The organism is Roseateles sp. P1_C6 (genome assembly GCF_056406315.1).
In genome coordinates this window covers 206,380-226,522 of sequence record NZ_JBFUAK010000012.1, presented here as the reverse complement: position 1 = coordinate 226,522, position 20,143 = coordinate 206,380, and the positions used below count along the sequence as shown (strand labels likewise).

At 69.0% G+C, this 20,143-nt stretch carries 23 protein-coding genes; 8 read left to right on the top strand and 15 right to left on the bottom strand.

Annotation, left to right across the window (positions count from 1 at the left end; translation table 11 throughout):
• Window positions 1-29: 29 nt before the first annotated feature.
• The 3 genes from AC1D29_RS25320 to AC1D29_RS25310 form a co-directional block, all read right to left on the bottom strand.
• Window positions 30-923, bottom strand: coding sequence for an AraC family transcriptional regulator (locus tag AC1D29_RS25320; RefSeq protein WP_477902718.1), 894 nt, complete (start codon window positions 921-923; stop codon window positions 30-32).
• A 165-nt stretch (window positions 924-1,088) separates the two neighbouring features.
• On the bottom strand, window positions 1,089-1,841 hold the full coding sequence (locus AC1D29_RS25315) for an SDR family oxidoreductase (RefSeq protein ID WP_477902716.1): 753 nt from the start codon (window positions 1,839-1,841) through the stop codon (window positions 1,089-1,091).
• A 143-nt stretch (window positions 1,842-1,984) separates the two neighbouring features.
• Window positions 1,985-2,773, bottom strand: a complete 789-nt coding sequence (locus AC1D29_RS25310; protein WP_477902715.1) for a helix-turn-helix domain-containing protein — start codon at window positions 2,771-2,773, stop codon at window positions 1,985-1,987.
• Between the two features lie 121 nt (window positions 2,774-2,894).
• On the opposite strand from AC1D29_RS25310, the gene AC1D29_RS25305 reads away from it, so the two are divergent.
• Window positions 2,895-3,206 carry a DUF2834 domain-containing protein gene (locus AC1D29_RS25305; RefSeq protein ID WP_477902714.1) on the top strand — a complete coding sequence of 104 codons (312 nt, stop codon included), beginning with the start codon at window positions 2,895-2,897 and terminating at the stop codon, window positions 3,204-3,206.
• Window positions 3,207-3,212: 6 nt separating this feature from the next.
• On the opposite strand, the gene AC1D29_RS25300 is transcribed toward AC1D29_RS25305, so the two are convergent.
• The 4 genes from AC1D29_RS25300 to AC1D29_RS25285 are packed head-to-tail and all read right to left on the bottom strand — an operon-like array spanning window position 3,213 to window position 7,009.
• Window positions 3,213-3,833, bottom strand: a complete 621-nt coding sequence (locus tag AC1D29_RS25300) for an HD domain-containing protein (RefSeq protein ID WP_477902713.1) — start codon at window positions 3,831-3,833, stop codon at window positions 3,213-3,215.
• Complete coding sequence (locus AC1D29_RS25295) at window positions 3,833-5,497, bottom strand: long-chain-fatty-acid--CoA ligase (protein WP_477902711.1); 1,665 nt, start codon at window positions 5,495-5,497, stop codon at window positions 3,833-3,835. Before AC1D29_RS25295 ends, AC1D29_RS25300 begins: the two co-directional genes overlap by 1 nt.
• On the bottom strand, window positions 5,494-6,366 hold the full coding sequence (locus tag AC1D29_RS25290) for a DMT family transporter (protein WP_477902709.1): 873 nt from the start codon (window positions 6,364-6,366) through the stop codon (window positions 5,494-5,496). The genes AC1D29_RS25295 and AC1D29_RS25290 overlap by 4 nt, the downstream gene beginning before the upstream one ends.
• A 13-nt stretch (window positions 6,367-6,379) precedes the next feature.
• Window positions 6,380-7,009 carry a TetR/AcrR family transcriptional regulator gene (locus tag AC1D29_RS25285; protein ID WP_477902707.1) on the bottom strand — a complete coding sequence of 210 codons (630 nt, stop codon included), beginning with the start codon at window positions 7,007-7,009 and terminating at the stop codon, window positions 6,380-6,382.
• A gap of 86 nt (window positions 7,010-7,095) precedes the next feature.
• Between AC1D29_RS25285 and AC1D29_RS25280 the strand changes: the two genes are divergently transcribed.
• Window positions 7,096-7,548, top strand: coding sequence for a nuclear transport factor 2 family protein (locus AC1D29_RS25280; RefSeq protein ID WP_477902705.1), 453 nt, complete (start codon window positions 7,096-7,098; stop codon window positions 7,546-7,548).
• Here AC1D29_RS25280 and AC1D29_RS25275 read toward each other — a convergent pair.
• The 4 genes from AC1D29_RS25275 to AC1D29_RS25260 form a co-directional block, all read right to left on the bottom strand.
• On the bottom strand, window positions 7,512-7,748 hold the full coding sequence (locus tag AC1D29_RS25275) for a cysteine-rich CWC family protein (RefSeq protein WP_477902703.1): 237 nt from the start codon (window positions 7,746-7,748) through the stop codon (window positions 7,512-7,514). The genes AC1D29_RS25280 and AC1D29_RS25275 overlap by 37 nt on opposite strands.
• Complete coding sequence (locus AC1D29_RS25270) at window positions 7,745-8,164, bottom strand: DUF1801 domain-containing protein (RefSeq protein WP_477902701.1); 420 nt, start codon at window positions 8,162-8,164, stop codon at window positions 7,745-7,747. Before AC1D29_RS25270 ends, AC1D29_RS25275 begins: the two co-directional genes overlap by 4 nt.
• A gap of 15 nt (window positions 8,165-8,179) precedes the next feature.
• Window positions 8,180-8,869 carry a hypothetical protein gene (locus AC1D29_RS25265; protein ID WP_477902699.1) on the bottom strand — a complete coding sequence of 230 codons (690 nt, stop codon included), beginning with the start codon at window positions 8,867-8,869 and terminating at the stop codon, window positions 8,180-8,182.
• 80 nt (window positions 8,870-8,949) lie between these two features.
• Entirely contained in the window at window positions 8,950-10,251 is a 1,302-nt protein-coding gene (locus AC1D29_RS25260) for a DUF4397 domain-containing protein (protein WP_477902697.1), read from the bottom strand.
• Between the two features lie 193 nt (window positions 10,252-10,444).
• Between AC1D29_RS25260 and AC1D29_RS25255 the strand changes: the two genes are divergently transcribed.
• The gene (locus AC1D29_RS25255) at window positions 10,445-12,505 is read left to right on the top strand and encodes an oxidoreductase (RefSeq protein ID WP_477902695.1); all 2,061 of its coding nucleotides are present in this window, start codon (window positions 10,445-10,447) and stop codon (window positions 12,503-12,505) included.
• 59 nt (window positions 12,506-12,564) lie between these two features.
• Here the strand turns inward: AC1D29_RS25255 and AC1D29_RS25250 are convergent, their stop codons facing one another.
• Both AC1D29_RS25250 and AC1D29_RS25245 read right to left on the bottom strand, forming a co-directional pair.
• Window positions 12,565-14,556 (bottom strand): acyltransferase family protein, encoded by a 1,992-nt coding sequence (locus AC1D29_RS25250; protein ID WP_477902693.1) that lies wholly within the window; start codon window positions 14,554-14,556, stop codon window positions 12,565-12,567.
• A gap of 194 nt (window positions 14,557-14,750) precedes the next feature.
• Entirely contained in the window at window positions 14,751-14,957 is a 207-nt protein-coding gene (locus AC1D29_RS25245; RefSeq protein WP_477902691.1) for a hypothetical protein, read from the bottom strand.
• A gap of 239 nt (window positions 14,958-15,196) precedes the next feature.
• On the opposite strand from AC1D29_RS25245, the gene AC1D29_RS25240 reads away from it, so the two are divergent.
• Complete coding sequence (locus tag AC1D29_RS25240) at window positions 15,197-15,568, top strand: cupin domain-containing protein (RefSeq protein ID WP_477902689.1); 372 nt, start codon at window positions 15,197-15,199, stop codon at window positions 15,566-15,568.
• Here AC1D29_RS25240 and AC1D29_RS25235 read toward each other — a convergent pair.
• Window positions 15,565-16,233: a DNA alkylation repair protein gene (locus AC1D29_RS25235; protein ID WP_477902687.1), complete on the bottom strand. Its 669-nt coding sequence runs from the start codon at window positions 16,231-16,233 to the stop codon at window positions 15,565-15,567. The two genes, AC1D29_RS25240 and AC1D29_RS25235, sit on opposite strands and share 4 nt — an antisense overlap.
• A 48-nt stretch (window positions 16,234-16,281) precedes the next feature.
• Here AC1D29_RS25235 and AC1D29_RS25230 point away from each other — a divergent pair, with 48 nt between their 5' ends.
• From AC1D29_RS25230 to AC1D29_RS25215, 4 genes are all read left to right on the top strand, one after another.
• Window positions 16,282-16,722 carry a MerR family transcriptional regulator gene (locus AC1D29_RS25230; RefSeq protein WP_477902685.1) on the top strand — a complete coding sequence of 147 codons (441 nt, stop codon included), beginning with the start codon at window positions 16,282-16,284 and terminating at the stop codon, window positions 16,720-16,722.
• Window positions 16,719-17,138: a nuclear transport factor 2 family protein gene (locus AC1D29_RS25225; RefSeq protein ID WP_477902683.1), complete on the top strand. Its 420-nt coding sequence runs from the start codon at window positions 16,719-16,721 to the stop codon at window positions 17,136-17,138. The genes AC1D29_RS25230 and AC1D29_RS25225 overlap by 4 nt, the downstream gene beginning before the upstream one ends.
• Before the next feature lie 67 nt (window positions 17,139-17,205).
• Window positions 17,206-18,774: a thioredoxin family protein gene (locus tag AC1D29_RS25220; protein ID WP_477902681.1), complete on the top strand. Its 1,569-nt coding sequence runs from the start codon at window positions 17,206-17,208 to the stop codon at window positions 18,772-18,774.
• Between the two features lie 4 nt (window positions 18,775-18,778).
• Window positions 18,779-19,759, top strand: a complete 981-nt coding sequence (locus AC1D29_RS25215) for a DUF3667 domain-containing protein (protein WP_477902679.1) — start codon at window positions 18,779-18,781, stop codon at window positions 19,757-19,759.
• Here the strand turns inward: AC1D29_RS25215 and AC1D29_RS25210 are convergent.
• A complete protein-coding gene (locus tag AC1D29_RS25210; RefSeq protein WP_477902677.1) occupies window positions 19,756-19,959 on the bottom strand; it encodes a hypothetical protein in 204 nt (67 codons plus the stop codon). The genes AC1D29_RS25215 and AC1D29_RS25210 overlap by 4 nt on opposite strands.
• Between the last annotated feature and the right edge of the window lie 184 nt (window positions 19,960-20,143).

The following is a 20,143-nucleotide window of genomic DNA, read 5'->3' as shown; positions in this document are numbered from 1 at the left end:
CGATAGCCGGCCGGCGGCACCAGCACGCGTCATGAAGAGCGCATGAACTGCCGCGGCGACTGGCCCAGCTGGCGCCGGAAGGCCGTGCTGAAGGTGCTGGTGGACGCGTAGCCCACGCGCTCGGCGACTGCGGCAATGCCCAGGTCGCCGCGGCGCAGCAAGCCTTTGGCAATCTGCATGCGCCAACGCAGCAGGTACTCCATCGGCGCGACGCCCACCTTGCGCGTGAAGCGGTCGAAGAACGCGGAGCGTGACAGCGCCGCCGCGGCGGCGAGCTGCTCGACGGTCCAGGGCTGCTCGGGCCGGGCATGCATCTGCTGCAGCGCGACGGCCACGCGCTCGTCGCCCAGGCCGCGCAGCAGGCCCGGCGGCGCGCTGCCGGCGGTCGTCGAGCGCATGGCCTCCACCAGCATCAAGGCCACCAGCTGCGCGCGCACGAACTCGCTGCCGGGCTGCTGCTGCTCATGCTCCTCGCCCACCAGGCGCACCAGTTGGGCCAGCCGCGCGGAGCCCTGCACGTGCACCACGCCCGGCAGCAGCGATACCAGCAGGCCGGCGTCTGCCGCATCGAACAGAAAGGCCCCGCCCAGCGACAGCATGTCGGGCTCGCCACCCACGGCGCCATAGCGCACCTCGCCGCTGCCACCGATGCTGTGCGGATCGAGGTGCACAGGCATCGCCGGCTCGCTGCTGGAAATCGTGAACGCCGGTGTGGCCGGCAGCAGCACGAAGTCACCGGCCGCGAAGGTCACGGGCTCGTGGCCGTCCACGGCCAGGCGGCAGTGCCCCGCCAGCATGATGCAGAAGCTGGGCCGGCCGTACTCGGCGAAGCGCACGGCCCAGGCGCCCTTGCCGCTGATGAGGTTGGCGAACACCGCGCGCGGCTGCAGCAGCTGCACCACCTCGGTCAGCGGGTCGCTCATGGGCTGCACGTCGGGTGAAGGGCTCGCGGGTTCATCGGGCCTGGCTCCTCGCGGGTTCGCTGGCCGCATTCTGTGCGGCCGGCGGGTGCGGCGGCGCGTGGACCACGCAGGCCGACGCCAGCAGGCTCAGCAGGACGACGCCGAGGTAGAGCGCGCCGCCCGCCCTCACGGCCGCCCCAGCGCGCGGGCCAGCGCGACGGCGTCCGCGCCGGCGGCGAAGTGAAGCCGCTCGGTCGCGTCGTTCGCGGCCTGCCACACGGCCTGGGCGACATCGGCCTCGGTGGTCACCGCACCCGGGTTGGCGAACGCCGTGAAGATAGGGTCGGCAAAGGGCTGGTAGGCGTCCGGGATCAGGCCTTGCATGCGCTGGCCGCCGTTCTCGGCGAAGCGGGTGCTGGGCCCGTAGCCCGGCTGCACCAGCTTCACGCGGATGCCGAAGGCCGCCAGCTCGGGCGCGACCGAACCGGTCAGCCCCTCCACCGCCGTCTTGCTGGCCGTGTAGACACCCGCGAGCGGGAAGGACGCCAGCGTGGCGCTGGACGTCACGTTGACGATGACGCCCGCACCGCGCTCGCGGAACTGCGGGATGACGGCCTGCATGAGCGCCATGACGCCGAAAGTGTTGGTGTCGAACACTTCGCGCGCCAGCGCCGCCGACATGGCCTCGAACGCGCCCACGACGCCGATGCCGGCGTTGTTGACCAGCACGTCGATGGGACCTGCGGCCCGGACGGCTGCGGCGATGCTTTCGGCGTCGGTCACATCCAGCGCAAGGACGCGCATGCGCTCCGACCGGGGCAGCAGATCGGCGCGCGGCTGGCGCATGGTCGCGACGACCTGCCAGCCCATCGCGTGGAAGTGGCGAGCGGTCGCCAGGCCATATCCGGAAGAGCAGCCGGTGATGAGGACGGTTTTCATGGGGACTCCAGAAAGTGGGTTGCGGTGACTGAACGATAGGCAGCCCGAGCCGGACGGAATACGGGCTTCAGTCCGCACTTGTTTTGCCAAAGTCCACAACCCGCCCAACCGGACGGCTGGCCGGACAGAGCCTCCCGGCCCGTCTACGAAGCGGCGAGACCGCCGCCCGGCTGGACCGTCGCCAGCAGCGCCTGGCGGGTCAGCTCGTCGGTCGGGAACAGATGCTCGACCTTGAGCGACGCCAGCGTGATGTCCAGCGGCGTGCCAAAGCTCGTGAACGCGGAGAAGAAGCTCAGCACCCGCCCGTCCGCCGCGCGCAGGCGCAGCGCCAGCACCGGCAGGCCGCTGGCCTCGACGGCGCCCCAGGGTCGCAGCGTGGGCCGCAACTCGTCCAGCAACGCGCGCAGCCGCGGCAGGTGCTCGGCCTCGCGGCTGGCGCGGGCCCACATCTCGCCGCACAGCTCGGCCTCGTTGACGCACAGCGCACGCAGGCCCTCGGGCGCAAAGATGGCACGCAGCAGGTTCAACGGCTGGCCGAGCATGGCCTCGGCCGGCAGGCCCAGCAGCGAGAGCAGCCGCGCCAGGCCGGCATTGGCCATGACGAGGTTGTATTCACCGTCCAGCACCAGCGCGGGCGTGGGGTCGTGCGCGTGCAGCAGCTGCGCCAGCGCGGCGCGCACGGGCGCCATCTCGGGCGCGTCCAGCGCGCGCTCGGTGTGGGCCGGCGCGTAGCCGGCGGCCAGCAAGGCCTGGTTGCGCTCCTCCAGCGTCGCGCCCAGGGCGTCGAGCAGGGCGATGAGCGTCTCGCGGCCGGCGCGCGAGCGGCCGGTCTCGATGCAGCTGAGGTGGCGTTGCGACACGCCGGTGCGCAGCGACAGCTCCAGCTGGCTGACGCGACGCGACTTGCGCAGGGCGGCGAGGGTGGTCGTCATGCGGCCATTCTGCGGGCGCACCCACGCGGCGGCTATGACCTGCCAGGTCATTGCGGCCATGCGCCCGGCTGCCGACCATGACGCCACCCCAACGCTTCAACCACCCGCAAAGGAGATCACCATGCGAACCGTTCTGATCCTCGCTCTCGCCGCCTTCGGTGCCTTTTCAAGCTACGTGATGTGGGAGGTCGGCTACCTCGGCATCTGGCAGGCGGGCATGAGCAGCCTGGGCGCCTGGCAGGTGCTGCTGGACCTGGTCCTCATGTCCTTCATCGCGCTGGGCTTCATCTGGCGCGATGCCCGGCACACGGGCCGCACGGTCTGGCCGTTCGCGCTGCTGACGGTGGCCGCCGGGTCCTTCGGGCCGCTGCTGTACCTGCTGCTGGCCAAGGCCCCGGCCCCGGGCCGCGCCCGCCAGCAGGCCACGGCCTGAGCAGCCTCAGCGGCCGGGCGCCACGCCGGCAAGTGCGAGTCGCAGGTTCTGCCGAGCCGGCGCCTCCAAGCGCCGGCGCAAGGGCTCGGTGCCGTACAGCACCGGGCGGGCAAGAAAGCCCGCAAGGATGGCGCCTCGCTTCTCGTTGAACAGCGCTGGCGGCACGTGGGCGTACTCACGGCGGATCTGCGCCTCGTACTCGGCGAAGCGAGCCGGCGCCGCGCCCAGGATGGCGAGGTCGATGTCCACGAGCAGCTGCTCATCGGCGGTTTGCGGCGCGACGCTGTGGCGCGTGGCCAGCACCATCGCCTCCACGCGCGCGGCCACATCGGCCGAGGCGCCGGCCGCCAGCAGCGCGGCGCGCGCCCAGTCGGCACTCAATGCCTCGTTGTCATGGCGGTGCACGTCATAGATCGCGTCGTGGAACCACAGCGCGACCTCGATCTCGGCCGGTCGCCGGGCAAGGTGGCGCGCCTCGTCGAACAGCGCCAGGCATTCGGCCAGATGCTGTTGCGCGTGATACGCCCGGTGCGGCTCGGCATAACGGGCCAGCAGCTCGGCATGCAGCGCGTCGCCGCCGCGGGCGCCCAGCGCCTGCCAGGCCCGCTGCCAGCGCGCCGCGTCCATCAGCCCCTGGCCCTCTCTCGATCCTGCAGCGCCCGCCACATGACCTTGCCCGCGCCGCTCTTGGGCAGGGTGTCGACGAACTCGATGAGGGCCGGCACCTTGTAGACGGCCATGTTGGCGCGGCACCAGTCGCGCAGCTGGTCTTCCGTCAACGCTTCATGCCCCGCGCGCCGCACGACGACGGCCTTGACGGTCTCGCCGCGGTAGGCGTCGGGCGCGGAGATGATGCAGGCCTCGGCGATGCCCGGGTGGGCGTGCATCAGGTTCTCGACCTCGGCCGGCCAGACCTTGAAGCCGCTCGCATTGATCATGCGCTTGAGGCGGTCGGTCATGAAGAAATAACCGTCCGCGTCGACGAAGCCGATGTCGCCGGTGCGGAAGAAGCGCCGGCCTTCGAACTCGATGAAGGCGGCGCGCGTCGCGTCCGGGTGACGCCAGTAGCCGTCGAACACCATGGGCCCGCAGACGATGATTTCGCCGGGCTCGCCGACCGGCAGCTCGCGCAGCGTGTCGGGGTCGACGACGCGGGCGTCGCAGCTCAGGTAGGGCACACCCAGGCATTGCTGCTTGGGCGCGTCGTAGGGGTTGCTGTGGCTGGGCGCGGCCGTCTCGGTGAGGCCATAGCCTTCCATGTAGCGCAGGCCATAGCGCTGCCACAGCCGCTCGGCGATGGCCTGCGGCATGGCGGCGCCGCCGCCGCCGATGGTGGCCATGCTGCTCAAGTCGAAGCTGTCCACCTCGGGGCTGGCCAGCAGGTCGATGACCATGGTGGGGATGTTGGTCCAGCGCGTGACGCGGTGCGTGGCGATGAGGCGGGCGGCGTACTCGCGCTGCCAGCGCGGCATCAACACGAGGCTGGCGCCGGCGGCCAGCGTGCCGTGCATGACGACGACCATGCCGGTGATGTGGAACATGGGCACGACGCCCAGCACCACGTCCTCATGACAGACGTTGGCCCACAGGCCGCCGGCAAAGATGTTGTGCTGCAGGCTGCTGTGCTTGTGCATGCAGCCCTTGGGGTTGCCGGTGGTGCCGCTGGTGTAGGGCAGCAGCGCGAGGTCATCGGCGCCGACCTCCAGCGTGGGCGGCGTGGCCGTGCAGGCCAGGGCCTCGGCCCAGCAGGGCGTGCCGGCGGGCAGGGCGATGTCGGCGTTGAGCCAGTCGGCCCAGCTCGGCGGCAGGCCGGCACCATCGCTGCGGCCGTCGGGCAGCACCTCGGCCAAGCGGGTCACGAGCAAGTCCTTGGCCGGCATGCCGGCGGCCAGCCATTCGGCGCTGAGGTCGGCGCTGGTGATGGCGAACACGGCGCCACTGTCCTCGATCAGGTGGCGCAGCTCGGCCGCGCGGTTCATCGGGTTGACGGGCACGACGACGGCGTTGGCGCTGAGGATGGCGTAGTGGGCCACGACCAGCTGCGGGCAGTTCTGCAGGCCCACCAACACACGGTCGCCGCGCTGGATGCCGCGCGCCGCCAGCCAGGCGGCCAGGCGCTGTACCTGGGCGGCCAGCTCGGCATAGGTGGTCGTGTGGCCGAGGAAGACCAACGCCGGCCGCTGCGGAAAGCGGCGCGCGCTGACGAGCAGGTTGTCCGGCAGCGCGGTGGCCGGCGGGCTGATCGCGTGCGGCACGCGCACCGGCCAGAACTTGTGATGTGCTCGCGTCATGACAGGGTCTCCGTTTTCTTCGCGACGACCAGGTAGACGCCGAGCAGCGTCACGCCCATGCCGGCGATGGCTTGTGCGCCCAGTGTCTCGCCGAACAGCAACCACGCCATCACCGAGGTGACAGAGGGCACCAGATACATGGTGCTTGACACGGCCGTCACGCGGCCGTGGCGCAGCATGTAGAACATCAGGCTGATGCCACCCGCCGTCAGCACCAGGATGCTCCAGGCCATGGCGACGAAGACCTGCGCGTTCCATTCGATGCGCATGGGCTCCAGTGCCCAGGCCAGCGGCAGCGTCACCGCCAGCGAGGCCGCGAACTGCACCACCTGGCCGGTGCGCAGGTCGAACTGCGGCACGAAGCGCTTCTGGTACAGCGTGCCGGCCGTGATGGCCAGCAGCGCCATCAGGCACAGCAGCAATGGCGCGCCGTAGCTGCTGCCCAGGTTGAGCTTGTGCCAGATGACGAGGACCACGCCCGCCAGGCCCAGCGCCACGCCCGCCCATTGGCGCGGCGACACGCGCTCGCCGATCAGCGGCGCGAGCGCGGCCACCAGCACCGGCTGCAGGTTGACGATCAACGCCGCGGTGCCGGCCGGCAGGCCTTGCCGGATGGCGACCCAGACACCGCCCAGGTACAGCGCCTGGATGGCGATGCCGGCGAGGGCCAGGTGCAGCATGTCGCGCCGCGTGGGCCAGGGCGCGCGCGCCGCCAGCGCCAGGCCCAGCATCAGCACGACGACACCGGCGTAGCGCCAGCTCAGGAAGGTCAGCGGGTCGGCGTAGGGCGCCGCCAGCTTGGCGACGATGTAGCCGGTGGCCCAGATGAAGATGAACAGCGGCGGTGCGATGCGGTCGAGGGCGGACATCCGGCCATCATGCCTAAGCCCCCAGGACCTTGGCGCTCATCAACCGCACCAGCTCGGCGGGTTCGGGCAGCGGGCCGGGCAGCGGCAGGCCGTCGAAGGCGGCGTCCAGGCTCAGGTGCGACAGGCCATGGGCCAGGCTCCAGCCGGTCAGCGCGATCAGCGGGCCGGACGCGGCATCGAGACGCGTGGCCGCATCCAGCAGCACGCGGAACGACGCCTCGGCCGCACGGTCCAGGCCCGGGTGCTGGCGCCGCGAGGCCAGCACGGGGCCGAACATCAGCCGGAAACGCGCCGGCCGGCGGCGTGCGAACTCGACGTAGGCGGTGGCAATGGCCAGCAGCTGCTCGCGCGCATCGGCCGGGTGGGCATCGACGCCGGCCTGCATGGCCGCGCCCAGCTGCTGGAAGCTGCGCTCGGCCAACGCGGCCAGCAGCTCGGGCAGGCCGGCGAAGTGATGGTAGGGCGCCGCATGCGACACGCCGGCGCCGCGCGCGACGTCGCGCAGGCTCAAGGCCGCGGCGCCGCGCTGGGCCAGCAGCGCCTCGGCGGCGTCCAGCAAGGTCTCGCGCAAATCGCCGTGGTGATAGACGCCGGCCGGCTTGGCACGGGGGCGCGGGGCGCGGTCGGTGGCGGGCTTGGGCATGCGCGGCATCTTGCCACGCGCAAGATCGCGGCTGATACTTGCGCAATCTTGACATCGTCAAGATCAGTCAGCCTCGAGGAGCCGCCATGTACCACGCCATCGTTCGCCGCAAGCTGCTGGCCGCGTTCGCCGACCTGAACGCCGGCCGCTACGACGGCATCCCCGCGCAGTTCGCCGCCGAGCACCGCCACCGCATGGTCGGCAGCCATGCGTTGGGCGGCGAGCGCCGCGACCTGGCCGCGACCACGCGCTGGTACGGCCGGCTGCAGCGGCTGCTGCCGGGGCTGCGCTTCGAGGTGGACGGCATCTGGGTCAGCGGCTGGCCCTGGCGCACGCGCGCCGTGGTCGGCTGGCGCGACCGCTTCCAGCTGCCGGGCGGCGCCGAGGGCAGCAATGTCGGCATGCACGAGTTCGAGCTGCGCTGGGGCCGCGTCAGCGCGCTGACGGTGCACTGCGACACGGCCCGCCTGGCGGGCTACCTGGCCCAGGTGGCGGCGGCCGGTCAGCCCGAGGCGTTGGCAGAACCGATCACGGGTTGAAGCGGTTCGGCGCTGGCACTGGCCATCACGTCGCGCAGGCAGCGCATGCACAGGCAGCGGTCGGGGTAGTGCGCGGCCAGTTCGGCGCGCAACGCATCGGTCAGGCGGATGCCGAAGCAGTCGCAGTGCCCCGCATTGACGCCGCACTCGAAGCCGCCTCCACAGCGCGGGCAGCGGACGTCCAGCAGGGCGCCGCTCATGCGCGCGCCTCGCGCAGTGCGGCGACGCACAGCTGCTCCAGCACGCCCAGGTCCACATCCGCGAGGCGCTTGACGTAGACACAGCCCTTGCCCTGGCGGTGCTTGCCCAGCCGCGCGAGCAAGGCCTCGCACTCGGCGGGGAGGCAGCCGACGTTCAGGTACAGGCTGATGTCGCCCTTGCCGCCCGCGCCGCTGGCAAAGCCGATCTCGAAGATGTCGCCCTCGCGGCCACTGTCGTAGACGTAGTGGTGGTCACCAAAGCCCACCATGCGACCCCACATGCGCGGCGGATGACCGCTGACGCGCTGCATCAACGCCGCGAGCTGCCGGCAGTCCGTCGCGCGCGCCTCGGGCTGGGCATCGAAGTGCGCGTCGACATCGGTGTCGGTCGGGACGGTCTTGTTGGCGGCGGCCATGGCGATTGCGGCAGGCTAGAGCGGCGATTGTGGATCGTCGTCGGGCGGCGGCAGCGGCGTCGCGCGCGCCAGCGCCATCCAGGTTGCGAAGTCGGGCTTGCAGGCGCGCCTGGGCGCCGGGCGGGCGAGTTCGAGATGGCCGGCGTGGCCGATCAGCACGCCGTACTCGGGCGGGATCTCATCGGGCTCGGCGATGCCGGCCTTCAGCACGAACCAGCACTGGCCGCACAGCGCCCGGTAGGCGGCGGACTTGGCCGGGCGGCGCAGCTCGCCCAGCAGGTCGGCGCGGCTGACCTTGATTTCGTGGATGGCCGGTTCGAGGTAGTCCTCCACCGTGCTGTGGCGGATGGAATAGACGTCGGGCATCGCGTTGACCCACAGCATCTTGCCGTCCTCCTGCGGCAGCCCGGCGCGCAGGCTCAGGCCGCGCCAGGCGATGCGGCCGGCGCGCTGCATCTCGATGGCGACGCGCTCGACCAGGGTCTCGTGGGCGTCGCGCATGGCGCGGTTCTTCTGCAGCGACGCGGCCAGTGCGGCGACGCCGGCATCGGTCACGCGCAGGCGTTCACGGCCGTCGGGCTCCTGCAGGCGCTCGACCCAGCCGGCCGCCAGCAGCTCCACCTCGACGAGATCCTGGCTGGGCCAGCCGGCGCTGCGCCACAGCAGGCGCAGGCGCTGCAGGTGGAAGCGGGTGGGCGTGGACATGGCGCCATCTTCGCGCCAGCCGGCCATGAAAAAAGCCCCCGGCCGGTGGGCACGGGGGCTTTTGCGGAGAGCGCCGGAGCTTACGGACGCTCGCGCTTGGGCAGCGCGGTCATGCCCTGGGCCGCCGTGGCGCTGGGCACCGCGAAGAAGGTCCAGACGCTGTTGGCCGGGAAGGCCAGCGTGGCGTTGGTGTAGATGGACGTCGCCGAGGTCGGCACCGTGACGTCAACCTGCGAGGTCGTCGTCGACGAGATGCTGCCGACGGCGGAGACCGCGCCGGGCGCCACGTTGGAGGCCAGGGCGCTGAAGTCCACGTTCAGCGACGAGCTGACGGTGGGCAGCGCGTTGACGAGGCGGATCTTCACGTTGCCGCTGACAGTGGGCAGGCGGTTGTCGTCGCTGATCACGGACATCTTGGGCGCGGCCGCGTCACCCCAGACCAGCAGGGTGTAGTCGCCACCAGCGGCCAGCGTCGGGGGCGTGAAGCTGAAGCTGGCGCCGTTGACGGTGGCGGCCAGCGTGCTGGCGCCCGAGGCGGTGGTCACGTACTCGCTGATCAGCGGGCTGATCGCGGGGCTGCCGAACATGGCTTGGCCGTTGATGGACGAGCCGACGGTGCCGCCGTTGGTCAGCGCGGCGACGGTGCGCACGCGGCTTTGCGTGTTGGCGAAGTTCTTGACCGCGCCCTTCTGCACGAGCGTGATGCCGTTGACCAGCACGCCGCCGTCCGAAGCCGTCAGGACCAGCGTGTTGACGCTGGCCGAATCCAGCGTGATGGCCGGGATGTCCAGGCGCAGGTCGGTGCGCTTGTTGTAGCCGGTCACGCGGACGCGGAAGGTGCCCGAGTTGATCTGGACGTAGCCGCTGCCGGCGCCGCCCTGCAGGTTGGTGGTCAGCGCGGTGGCGGTGTTGATGTCTTCGGTGGCGGTCGTCACATAGACGTCCAGCGCGCCAGCATCCGGGGCCAGGTTCAGCACGATCAGCTTGGCCTTGTTGGCTTCGGGCACCGTCTCGCCTTCCTCCAGCAGCGACGTGCGGATGGCACCGGCGAAGCCGTAGCTGATGTAGGTGTAGTTGGTGCCGCCCTTCAGCGTGGGCGTCGTCGCCGAAATGCTGGTGCCGACACTGCTCTCCAGCACCTTGGTGGCCGTGGCGTTGGTGTCCACGGAGCCGTACTCGCCGGCGGTGGCGTAGGCCACCTTGCTGTTGATGGTCTTGTCGTTGACCGTCAGATCCAGCTGGGCGTAGGAACGCGTGGCATTGAGCAGGCGAACCTGCGTGTTGCTGCCGCCGCCGCCGCCGCCGCCGCAGGCGGTCAGGAATGCAGTGGCCGACAGGCTCAGCGTCAGGACCAGTCGCGTGGCCCAGGGGGTGAATCGCATCGAGAACTCTCCGAAAAAACCAAACCGCCGGGCACCCATTGACAAGTGCGGCCATGAACGCGGACTCGCGATTAGAACCCAAGCCGGAGATCCTGCGATTTCCACCATCTAGCAGCGGGTGAAGAACTGTTGCTGCGCGCTCACCGCTGGGGTGAGGAGAACACTCCAATTTATGCGGCCCCGCGTCGCTAGCATGCGCCGCATGAACTATCCCCACCTCCTCGCCCCCCTGGACCTCGGCTTCACGACGCTGAAGAACCGCGTGCTGATGGGCAGCATGCACACCGGGCTGGAGGACGGCCGCAAGCATTTCGAGCGCATGGCGGTGTTCTTTGCCGAGCGGGCACGCGGTGAGGTGGGGTTGATCGTGACCGGGGGCTTTGCGCCCAACATCGAGGGCTGGGCCAAGCCGTTTGCCGGCACGCTGGCCACCTCGGGCGCGGCGCGGCGCCACAAGATCATCACGGACGCCGTGCATGCCGAGGGCGGCAAGATCGCGCTGCAGATCCTGCACACGGGCCGCTACGGCTACTCGCCGCTGTGCGTGGCGCCGTCGCGCATCCAGAGCCCGATCTCGCCGTTCACGCCGCGCGAGCTGAGCGCGCGAGGCGTCGAACGCCAGATCCGCGCCTTCATCCGCTGCGCCAGGCTGGCCCGCGAGGCCGGCTACGACGGCGTGGAGGTGATGGGCTCCGAGGGTTATTTCATCAACCAGTTCCTCGTCAAGCACACCAACCAGCGCGACGACGACTGGGGCGGCGCTTATGAGAACCGCATGCGGCTGCCGCTGGAGATCCTGGCCCGCATGCGCGAGGCCGTGGGGCCGGACTTCATCATCATCTACCGCCTGTCCATGCTGGACCTGGTGCCCAACGGCAGCAGCTGGGAGGAGGTCGTGGAGCTGGGCCGGCGCGTGGCCCGGGGCGGGGCGACCCTCATCAACACCGGCATCGGCTGGCACGAGGCGCGCATCCCGACCATTGCGACCAGCGTGCCGCGCGCGGGCTTCGCGTGGGTCACCGCAAAACTCCGGGCCCAGCTGCGCGCCGAGGGCATCACGACGCCGCTGATCACCAGCAACCGCATCAACACGCCGGAGGTGGCCGAGGGCGTGCTGGCGGACGGCTCGGCCGACATGGTGTCCATGGCACGGCCGTTTCTGGCCGACTCGGAGTTCGTCAAGAAGGCCCGCCAGGGCAGGGCGGACGAGATCAACACCTGCATTGCCTGTAACCAGGCCTGCCTGGATCACACCTTCGCGCAGAAGATCTCGACTTGCCTCGTGAACCCGCGCGCGGCGTACGAGCAGGAGATCGTGCTGCGTCCTGTGAATGGCGCGAAGAAGCGCATCGCCGTCGTCGGCGCGGGCCCGGCGGGTTTGGCGGCGGCAACGACGCTGGCCGAGCGCGGCCATGCGGTGACGCTGTTCGACGGCGCCCACGAGATCGGCGGTCAGTTCAACATGGCTAGGCGCATCCCCGGCAAGGAGGAGTTCAGCGAGACGCTGCGCTACTTCCGCCGCCGCATCGAGGTCACCGGCGTGGCGCTGCGGCTGAACACGCGCGCCGATGCGGACGCGCTGAAAGGTTTCGACGAGGTGTTGCTGGCCACCGGCGTCAGCGCGCGCGACCCGAAGATCAAGGGCCAGGACGCGGGCATGGCCCGCGGCCAGGTGCTGAGCTACATCGACGTACTGCGGCACGAGAAGCCGGTGGGCGGCCGCGTGGCCATCGTCGGCGCGGGCGGCATCGGCTTTGACGTGGCCGAGTACCTGCTGGAGGCCGGCCACTCGCTGACGCTGGACCCGGCCGCGTGGCGCAAGCACTGGGGCGTGGGCGACCCGAGCGAGGTGCGCGCCGGCCTGCTGCGGCCGGCGCCGGACGCGCCCACGCGTCAGATCACGCTGCTGCAGCGCAAGGCCGGCAAACCCGGCGCGGGCCTGGGCAAGACGACCGGCTGGATCCACCGCGCGGCGCTGAAGATGAAGAACGTCGACATGCTGGCCAGCGTCAACTACGAGCAGATCACGCCCGAGGGCCTGTGGGTCAGCTATGGCGAAAAACGGGCGGACACCCAGCTGATCGAGGCCGACAGCATCGTGCTGTGCGCCGGCCAGGAACCGCTGCGCGAACTGGAGGCGCCGCTGAAGGCCGCCGGTGTCAGCGTGCACCTGATCGGCGGCGCGCTGGAGGCCGGCGAGCTGGATGCGAAGCGGGCCATCCTGCAGGGGACGACGCTGGCAGCACGGCTGTGACCGACGGAGCTTAGGTCCGTCGAGCGGTCGGACGGCCGCAAACTGGCGTACCAGCCCTACTACCGGGCGCGCTGCTGGATCAATTCAGCCCAGTTCATCCGGGCCGCGAGCAGGCGCGACCCGTCGTAGGACAAGTGGCCTTCATCCCGATATACCAGCGTGCCGTCGATCATCGTCACGCAGCTGCGCGCGCTGCACAGAAAATCCGCCAGCCGAATAACGGGAACGCCGCCGCTTTCCATGGCGTCCATCAGCTTCAGGACGGATGCGCGCCGTTTGTGATAAACATCCAGCGGGACCGCACATTCAACTTCACCGCCCAGCGTGATCAGTCCCGTGATGTGGCGCTCCAGGCACGCGCCCACATTGAAGTCGGCCGCCGGCGGGGGCGAGAAAAACACCAGCTTTTTGCCAGTGGCACGAATTTCAGCCGCTGTTCGCTTCAGAGCCGCAGCCGCCCCTTCGATCGAAGCCGGCGTTTCCGTCAATCCGTCGGGAGTTGTTGAAACGTGCGCCCATTCTTCATCGACATACTGGACCAGTGGGCTGGACAGCACCACAACCTCAATATTCTTGTATTCGCGAATGTAGTCGAGAACCGATTGATTGAATTCAATGCATTTTTGCGCCCAGGTCGTGTCGTAGACCGGGCCAGTTCCCGCATTGTTCAGACGCTTGGGCGAGAAATTCAGGAATGGTCCGCAGGCACTGCGTGTTGCCTGGACAATGCCACCCGTTTGGGCTTGACTCACCAACCCGGGGACCAAATGCATTGCGTATGAATCACCCCACACCAGTGTTTTTGGCTGTCCCTTGCTGCTGCATTCAGGTTTCAAGACAAAGGGGGTTGTGTATTCGCATGCACCACCGAATCCTAGATTGACTCGCCGGATTCCTGCGAAGTCCTGCTCCGCTTTGGTGGCCTGCACCGTGACGGGCACGATGGCCATCAACAGGACCGAAACGAGACCCGTCTTCACCAGCAGGGCTGGGGAGTAACGCAATGGCGCCTTGCGCAGCGGATCCTCGATGAAACGATTCAGCCAGTAAGCCAAAACAAGCGATAGGCCAAGCGCTGCGACGCGAAGCGAGGCCGGCAGTTCCGATCCATGTCCCACCCAGGCATGCTTGAGAAAAACGATGATCGGCCAGTGAACCAAGTACAAGGAGTAGGAGATGTCGCCGACGCGCGCAAGCACTTTGGTGGCGAGAGCTCCTTCCAGGCCGTCATGACGTCGCAGGATGACGACGAGTGTTGCGAGACAGATCAGCAATGCTGAGCTTCCGGGATGTCTTCCAATCACAGGAAACATTCCCAGCAGCAACACGCAAGCCAAGCTCGGATAGAACATTGCCCGGATCACCAGAGATCTGCCAATCTGGCGATTCAACAATCCCCCGTCCGTGCGAACGATCAACGCGCCCGCCGAGCCGATCAGTAATTCCCATGCACGTGTCGGCAGCAGATAAAAGGTGGCGACAGGCTTGAAAACCCCACCCAATAGACACAATGCAAAACTGACCAGCAACGCCGCCAATACAGCTTTAAGCCACAGACCGCGCCGCAGCAACAGCAACGCGGCCGGCAGCAACAAGTAATACTGCTCTTCCAGCGAGAGTGACCAAGTATGCAACAGCGGCTTCAAGTCGCTGGCCCCTTCGAAATAGCCCGTCTGCTGCCAGAGCACCATGTTCGCGGTGAAGGTGATGGCGCCAATCACCTGAAGCCCAAAATCCTTGAGGTCCTGCTGATTGAGAAACCACGGGGCACATGAGGCAGTTACCAGTATGGTGACATATGCCGCTGGCAGCAGTCGTTTGGCTCGCCGAAAGTAGAAGTCCGCAAGGCGAAAGTCACCGCGCTCAATACCGGCCGCCACGAGCGACGTGATCAGGTATCCGGATATGACGAAGAACATATCCACACCGAGGTAGCCCGCCGCAACGCCACCTATCTTGACGTGGTAGAAGAGAACCATAAGCACCGCCACGCCGCGCAGTGCCTGGATATCGAGTCGGAGCGTGGGGACGTGCTGCTTATTTGCAGTCATGCTTTCGGATAGCAGCGGTGTGCGGCGACCTAGTGATTCCTGATCCAATCGATGTTACGAGAAGTGCCACACCGCCTCGTGGCCGCTTCTCACGATGCGCGCCGTCCCGTTGGCGAGCTCCATGCAATTGTTCGCTGGGAGATCACGACGAGGCCGGCCCCTTTGGCACACCATCGTGCCTTGCACGCCCCGACTCAGCGCTGGGACAGCTCCCAGAGCTGATACAGCGTGTCGTTGTCCTGCTCCGAAACTTCCAGTCCGGTGGCGAGGTCGAAGCTGGAGTCGTACCAGCCACATATCTCGGGCTTCTTGCCGGCCGTCGTCGCGCCCGGCTTCGTCGGCACGGCCATCGGCAGCTTGGAGTTGGACCAGGGATGCTGTGAAGAGCTGAAGAATTGCATGGCAGGCTCCGGGTTTTGAGGGGTTCGACGTCGTGAAGAACGTCACACCCTCAGCATCGGCGCCGAGTCTTTTTTCGGACATCACCCAGAGGGTGGAGTGAGGGGGGATGCCAAGACGGCACACCCCCCGAACCACCCCCATCCCTCCCCCGAAAGGGGGATGAAAAATGGGGTCGGAGTCGATTTCCGTGGTGTGTGCGGCTGCGCTACGCTGCGGTGTCTTCGCTTCGCGCCCAGCCATGACCGCTTCCGCCACCAGCCCCGTCGACATCGCCGCCAGCCTGACCGAGCTCTGGTCGCCGCGCGTCATCGGTGCCTTCGACGACAACTACGTCAAGGTCGCCAAGGTGCAAGGGACTTTCGGTTGGCACCGCCATCCGGACGAGGACGAGCTCTTCCACATCCTGCGCGGGCGGCTGCGCATCGAGCTGCGGGATGGCCCCGTCTTGTTGGAAACCGGCCAGATGTTCGTCGTGCCCCGAGGCGTGGAGCACTGTCCGGTTGCCGAAGAGGAATGCCTGCTGATGCTGATCGAGCGCAAGACGACGCTGCACAGTGGCGACACGCCGAACGAGAAAACACGCTCCATCGAGGAGCAGCTGGGCGACTAAGACCCCACCCGGCCCAGCTCGCGCCGGGCATCGCCGCCTATCCACCGCGCCGACTTCTCCTTGCGCTCACACAGCCGCTCCGCCACAGTGAGCGCAGGCTCACGTAGCGCCTGACTGCGCTTGCCGATCTGCCGCAGCGCCCAGCTGACGGCCTTCTTGACGAAGTTGCGCTCGTCTTCTGCCGCCGCCTCGACCAGCGGCAGGCAGGCCAGGAAATCGGCGTCGGCCCGGGTCATCTGGTGCACGGCGGCGACAGCCAGCAGCGCGAAGCCGGCGCGCTTTTCAAACTCGGCCTCGCGCGCCGCCCAGCGCGGGATGAGGCCCCAAGCCAGCGGGCTTTTCACGAAGGCGTTGGTGCAAGCCTGGTCACAGACGTCCCAGGCGCGCATGCCGGCCACCCAGTGGTCCATCTGCTCGACGGTCAGCCTGGCCGGGTCGGCCACCATGCCGGCCAGGATCTGCGCATCGGGGATGCCTGTGTCCCACAGCGCCAGCGCCAGTTCGTGGTCGCGCTTGAACTCGCGGGCCAGCGCGCGCAACGTCGGCACGGCCAGGCCCAGGCGGCCGTCACCGGTCAGGCCGAAGCGGGCCATGGCTTCGAGCGCCTCCGGGCGGGCCGCGGCGCGCAGGCGTTGCAGGGCAAGGTCGAGGCGAGGGTGGCTCATGACAGGGGCGCTTGACTTCGAGTGCACTCTAGGCCGTCCAATGGCTGCATGGCACCCCGAGACGACCCTCCCCTGCTGCTGATCGGCGCGCTGGCCGTGCGCTGCGGCAAATCTGTGCACGCCATCCGCTGGTACGAGGCCCAGGGCCTGGTGCCCGGCGTGGCGCGCGACGCCGGCGGCCGGCGGCGCTACCGCGAGCAGCACGTGGCCTGGCTGGCGCTGATGGAGAGGCTGCGCATCACCGGCATGTCCATCGCCGAGATGCGCCGCTACACCGAGCTGGTCACGCAGGGCCGCAAGAGCCTGGCCCAGCGCCGCGACATGCTGGCCGCCCACCGCGCCGACGTGCTGGCGACGATCTCGCGCTGGCAGGAGGCGCTGGCGGCGCTGGACCAGAAGCTGGATTTCTATGACGACTGGATCGCCACCGGTGAGCGCCCGGCCCGCGACCCACTGGATTCATCACTGCACCCCAGGAGACCGACATGAACACCGCCGCAATCGACAACAAGGCCTTGCTGCAATCCATCTACGCCGCGCTGGCCGACGGCGATGGCCGGCCGTTCCGCGACGCGATGGCCGAGGACTTCAGCTGGACCATCGCCGGCCAGTCGGCCTGGTCGCGCCGCTGGAGCGGCCGCGAGGCCGTGCAGCGCGACCTGCTGGCGCCGCTGTTCCAACGCTTCGCGACGCGCTACCGCAATCGCGCGGAGCACTTCGTGGCCGACGGCGACACCGTCGTCGTGCAATGCCGTGGCGAGGTGCAGACGACGGGCGGCGAGGCCTATGACAACCACTACTGCATGGTCTACCGCGTCGCGGACGGACAGTTGAAGTCGGTGACCGAGTACATGGACACCGACCTGGCCTGCCGCGTGCTGGGGGAGCCGCCAGCGGCGTCATAACCTTATGAAGAGGCCGCAGGAGCGACCGAGCACAATTGAGGCTATCGCCGCTGCGAACCCAAGCTTCATGAAACTCCGCCTTCTCGCGCTCACCGCATCCGTCAGTGCGGCCCTCGCGCTGACCCTGGCCGTACCGGCCGCCCACGCCAGCACCGGCCCCGGCGTGTCCTGGCAGGCCGCCGCGGCCGATGCCGACATCGACCGCCACTTCGTGCAGGCCAAGGCCGAGAAGAAGCCCGTGCTGCTGTACTGGGGCGCCAAATGGTGCCCGCCGTGCAACCAGCTGAAGGCCACCCTCTTCAACCGCGCGGACTTCATCGAGCAGAGCAAGGCCTTCGTCGCAGTGGGCATCGACGGTGACGCGCCCGGCGCGCAAAAGCTGGGCACGCGCTTCAAGGTGCGTGGCTACCCGACGATGATTCTGTTCAGCCCCAACGGCCAGGAAATCACCCGCCTGCCCGGCGAGGCCGAGGCGGCCCAGGTCATGAAGGTGTTGCAGCTGGGCCTGTCCAGCGGCCGCCCGGTCAAGGCCGTGCTGGCGGACGCCAAGGCGGGCAAGAAGCTGGGCGCCAACGAGTGGCGGCTGCTGGGCTTCTACGGCTGGGAGACCGATGAGCAGCAACTGCTGCCGGCCGACCAGCGCGCGACCACGCTCGCTCAGCTGGCCAAGGCCAGCGAAGGCGTCGACGCCGAGACCACCACGCGGCTGTGGCTGAAGTCCATCGGCGCGATGGCCGAGGGCAAGGCGGCCGACCCGGCCCAGTTGCCGCGCCTGCGCGCCGTGCTGGCCGACCCGGCGCAGGCGCACGCGCAGATGGACGTGCTGACCAACGAGGCGCCGGACCTGGTCAAGGCCCTCGCCCCGACGCCCGGTGATGCGCGCAATGCGCTGGTCGCCGAGTTCGACGCCGCGCTGAAGCGGCTCAACGAAGACACCACGCTGTCGCGCGCCGACCGACTGAACGCGCTGCAAGGTCGCATCGACCTGGCGCGGCTGGACTCGGCCAAGGACGACCCGCATCCCACCAAGATCCCCGCCGCACTGCTGACCGAGGCGCGTGACCAGTCGAGCAAGGCCAACCGCGAGATCACCGACGGCTACGAGCGCCAGGCCGTCGTCACCGAGGCCGCCCACCTGCTGGGCCGCGCCGGGCTGTGGAAGGAAAGCGATGACTTGCTGAAGTCGGCCCTCGCGCGCAGCCACTCGCCCTATTACCTGATGAGCCAGCTGGGCGGCAACGCCAAGAAGCAGGGCAAGAAGGCCGATGCGCTGCGCTGGTATGAAGAGGCCTTCAACAAGAGCGAGGGCCCGGCCACGCGGCTGCAGTGGGGCTCAAACTATTTCGCCGCGCTGATCGAGATAAGCCCGGAAGACACGCCGCGCATCGAGAAGGCCGCGGCCCAGCTGTTCGCCGAGGCCGAGAAGGACCCCGGTGCCTTCTATGAACGCAGCGAGCGTTCGCTGAAGAAGGTGGGCAGCCTGCTCGCGGGATGGAACCAGAGCCCCACCCAGGCCGCTGCCGTCGGTCGCCTCAAGGCCCAGCTCGATGGCGTCTGCGGCAAGCTGGATGCCGGTGACGCCAAAGCGAAGTCGGCCTGCGATGGGCTGATGAAGCCCGCCGCCAAGAAGGCCTGAGCGCGTGGACGACGGATTGGTGGCCGGCCTGACCGGCAGCACGGCTGCGGCGGTGGCCTCGGCGGATCTCGCCAGCCTGGCGGCCGGGGACGGCACGCACGCTGGCGCCGGGCATGGCGCGTCGACCACCTGCCTGAACTGCGGCACGGCGCTCACGCCGCAGGCGCGGTTCTGCAGCCAGTGCGGCCAGGACACGGCCAATCACCCGCCCTCGCTGTTCGAGTTCGTGCACGAGTTCGTCAGCCACTACATCGCCGTCGAGGGCACGCTGTGGAAGAGCCTGTGGGGCCTGATGGCCAAGCCCGGCTTCCTGACCCGTGAATACCTCGCGGGCCGCAAGCAGCGCTATGTGCTGCCCTTGCGCCTGCTGCTCACGCTGGGCCTGCTGTTCTTCCTGGCGCTGAAGTTCGCGCCCGGGGGCTCCAAGGCCGCCGCGCTGGGCGAATTCTTCGACGACGAGGATGTGGTGGCGAGCGCACCCGCGGCCTCCGCAAAGCAGCGCAAGCCATCCGCGGGCGAGACGGGCGAGACGGGCGAGACGGGGCGGCCCGAGGCGGTGCAGGACCGCGTACACCGCGCCGAGACCCAATGGCGCGCCGACCCCAAGGGCACGGCCAATGCCATCGGCGCCACCATGCTCGGCCTGGCGCCCTATGCAGTGCTGTGCTCGCTGCCCTTCTTCGCCGGCCTGCTCAAGCTGCTGTTCTGGCGCCAGGCGTATGGCGCGCATTTCGTCTTCGCCATGCATCTGCACGCCGCCTGGTACGCCATGCTGCTGCTGGCCGTGCTGCTGCCCTGGGGCGTGGTCGGGTTCGCCGTGTGGGCGTGGTCCGGCATCTATCCGGTGGTGGCGCTCAAGCGGGTGCACGCGGCGGGCTGGTGGACCACGCTGCTGCGCGCCGGCCTGCTGGCCATGCTGCACTGGGTAATCCTGGGCCTGGGCCTGGCCGCCCTGGTCGCGGCCGGCGTGCTGGCAGCAGGCTAGGAATCGGACAGCAGCGGCTCGCGCCGCAGGTCGGCATCCACGTCCATCAGCACGCTGGCCAGTTCCAGCGTGCGCCACAGCCCCTCGGGCATGGCCAGGATGGCCTCGGGGGTGCGTGCCTGGCTGACCCAGGCGCCAATCTCGGCATGCTGCTCATGCGTCAGCAGGCAACGGTCACGCATCTCGTCGAGTGTCTGCACGCACAGCCTTTCATCGCGGCGGGGCCGCTGGTCGCAAGGTCGGGGTCGAACAGGTGCCAGCGGCGCCTGACGCGATTCCAACACAGGCCGCCATTCATCACGCGCCTGAGGCCATTCGCCGCGCCGGGCTGCCGGCCAGCACCGACAGCGTCGCGGCGCATGCGGCGGCCTGGATACTCGCGGC

Coding starts and splice junctions, on each gene's coding strand:
- AC1D29_RS25320 (WP_477902718.1), bottom strand. CDS start 923: ATGAGCGACCCGCTGACCGAGGTGGTGCAGCTGCTGCAGCCGCGCGCG.
- AC1D29_RS25315 (WP_477902716.1), bottom strand. CDS start 1,841: ATGAAAACCGTCCTCATCACCGGCTGCTCTTCCGGATATGGCCTGGCG.
- AC1D29_RS25310 (WP_477902715.1), bottom strand. CDS start 2,773: ATGACGACCACCCTCGCCGCCCTGCGCAAGTCGCGTCGCGTCAGCCAG.
- AC1D29_RS25305 (WP_477902714.1), top strand. CDS start 2,895: ATGCGAACCGTTCTGATCCTCGCTCTCGCCGCCTTCGGTGCCTTTTCA.
- AC1D29_RS25300 (WP_477902713.1), bottom strand. CDS start 3,833: ATGGACGCGGCGCGCTGGCAGCGGGCCTGGCAGGCGCTGGGCGCCCGC.
- AC1D29_RS25295 (WP_477902711.1), bottom strand. CDS start 5,497: ATGACGCGAGCACATCACAAGTTCTGGCCGGTGCGCGTGCCGCACGCG.
- AC1D29_RS25290 (WP_477902709.1), bottom strand. CDS start 6,366: ATGTCCGCCCTCGACCGCATCGCACCGCCGCTGTTCATCTTCATCTGG.
- AC1D29_RS25285 (WP_477902707.1), bottom strand. CDS start 7,009: ATGCCCAAGCCCGCCACCGACCGCGCCCCGCGCCCCCGTGCCAAGCCG.
- AC1D29_RS25280 (WP_477902705.1), top strand. CDS start 7,096: ATGTACCACGCCATCGTTCGCCGCAAGCTGCTGGCCGCGTTCGCCGAC.
- AC1D29_RS25275 (WP_477902703.1), bottom strand. CDS start 7,748: ATGAGCGGCGCCCTGCTGGACGTCCGCTGCCCGCGCTGTGGAGGCGGC.
- AC1D29_RS25270 (WP_477902701.1), bottom strand. CDS start 8,164: ATGGCCGCCGCCAACAAGACCGTCCCGACCGACACCGATGTCGACGCG.
- AC1D29_RS25265 (WP_477902699.1), bottom strand. CDS start 8,869: ATGTCCACGCCCACCCGCTTCCACCTGCAGCGCCTGCGCCTGCTGTGG.
- AC1D29_RS25260 (WP_477902697.1), bottom strand. CDS start 10,251: ATGCGATTCACCCCCTGGGCCACGCGACTGGTCCTGACGCTGAGCCTG.
- AC1D29_RS25255 (WP_477902695.1), top strand. CDS start 10,445: ATGCGCCGCATGAACTATCCCCACCTCCTCGCCCCCCTGGACCTCGGC.
- AC1D29_RS25250 (WP_477902693.1), bottom strand. CDS start 14,556: ATGACTGCAAATAAGCAGCACGTCCCCACGCTCCGACTCGATATCCAG.
- AC1D29_RS25245 (WP_477902691.1), bottom strand. CDS start 14,957: ATGCAATTCTTCAGCTCTTCACAGCATCCCTGGTCCAACTCCAAGCTG.
- AC1D29_RS25240 (WP_477902689.1), top strand. CDS start 15,197: ATGACCGCTTCCGCCACCAGCCCCGTCGACATCGCCGCCAGCCTGACC.
- AC1D29_RS25235 (WP_477902687.1), bottom strand. CDS start 16,233: ATGAGCCACCCTCGCCTCGACCTTGCCCTGCAACGCCTGCGCGCCGCG.
- AC1D29_RS25230 (WP_477902685.1), top strand. CDS start 16,282: ATGGCACCCCGAGACGACCCTCCCCTGCTGCTGATCGGCGCGCTGGCC.
- AC1D29_RS25225 (WP_477902683.1), top strand. CDS start 16,719: ATGAACACCGCCGCAATCGACAACAAGGCCTTGCTGCAATCCATCTAC.
- AC1D29_RS25220 (WP_477902681.1), top strand. CDS start 17,206: ATGAAACTCCGCCTTCTCGCGCTCACCGCATCCGTCAGTGCGGCCCTC.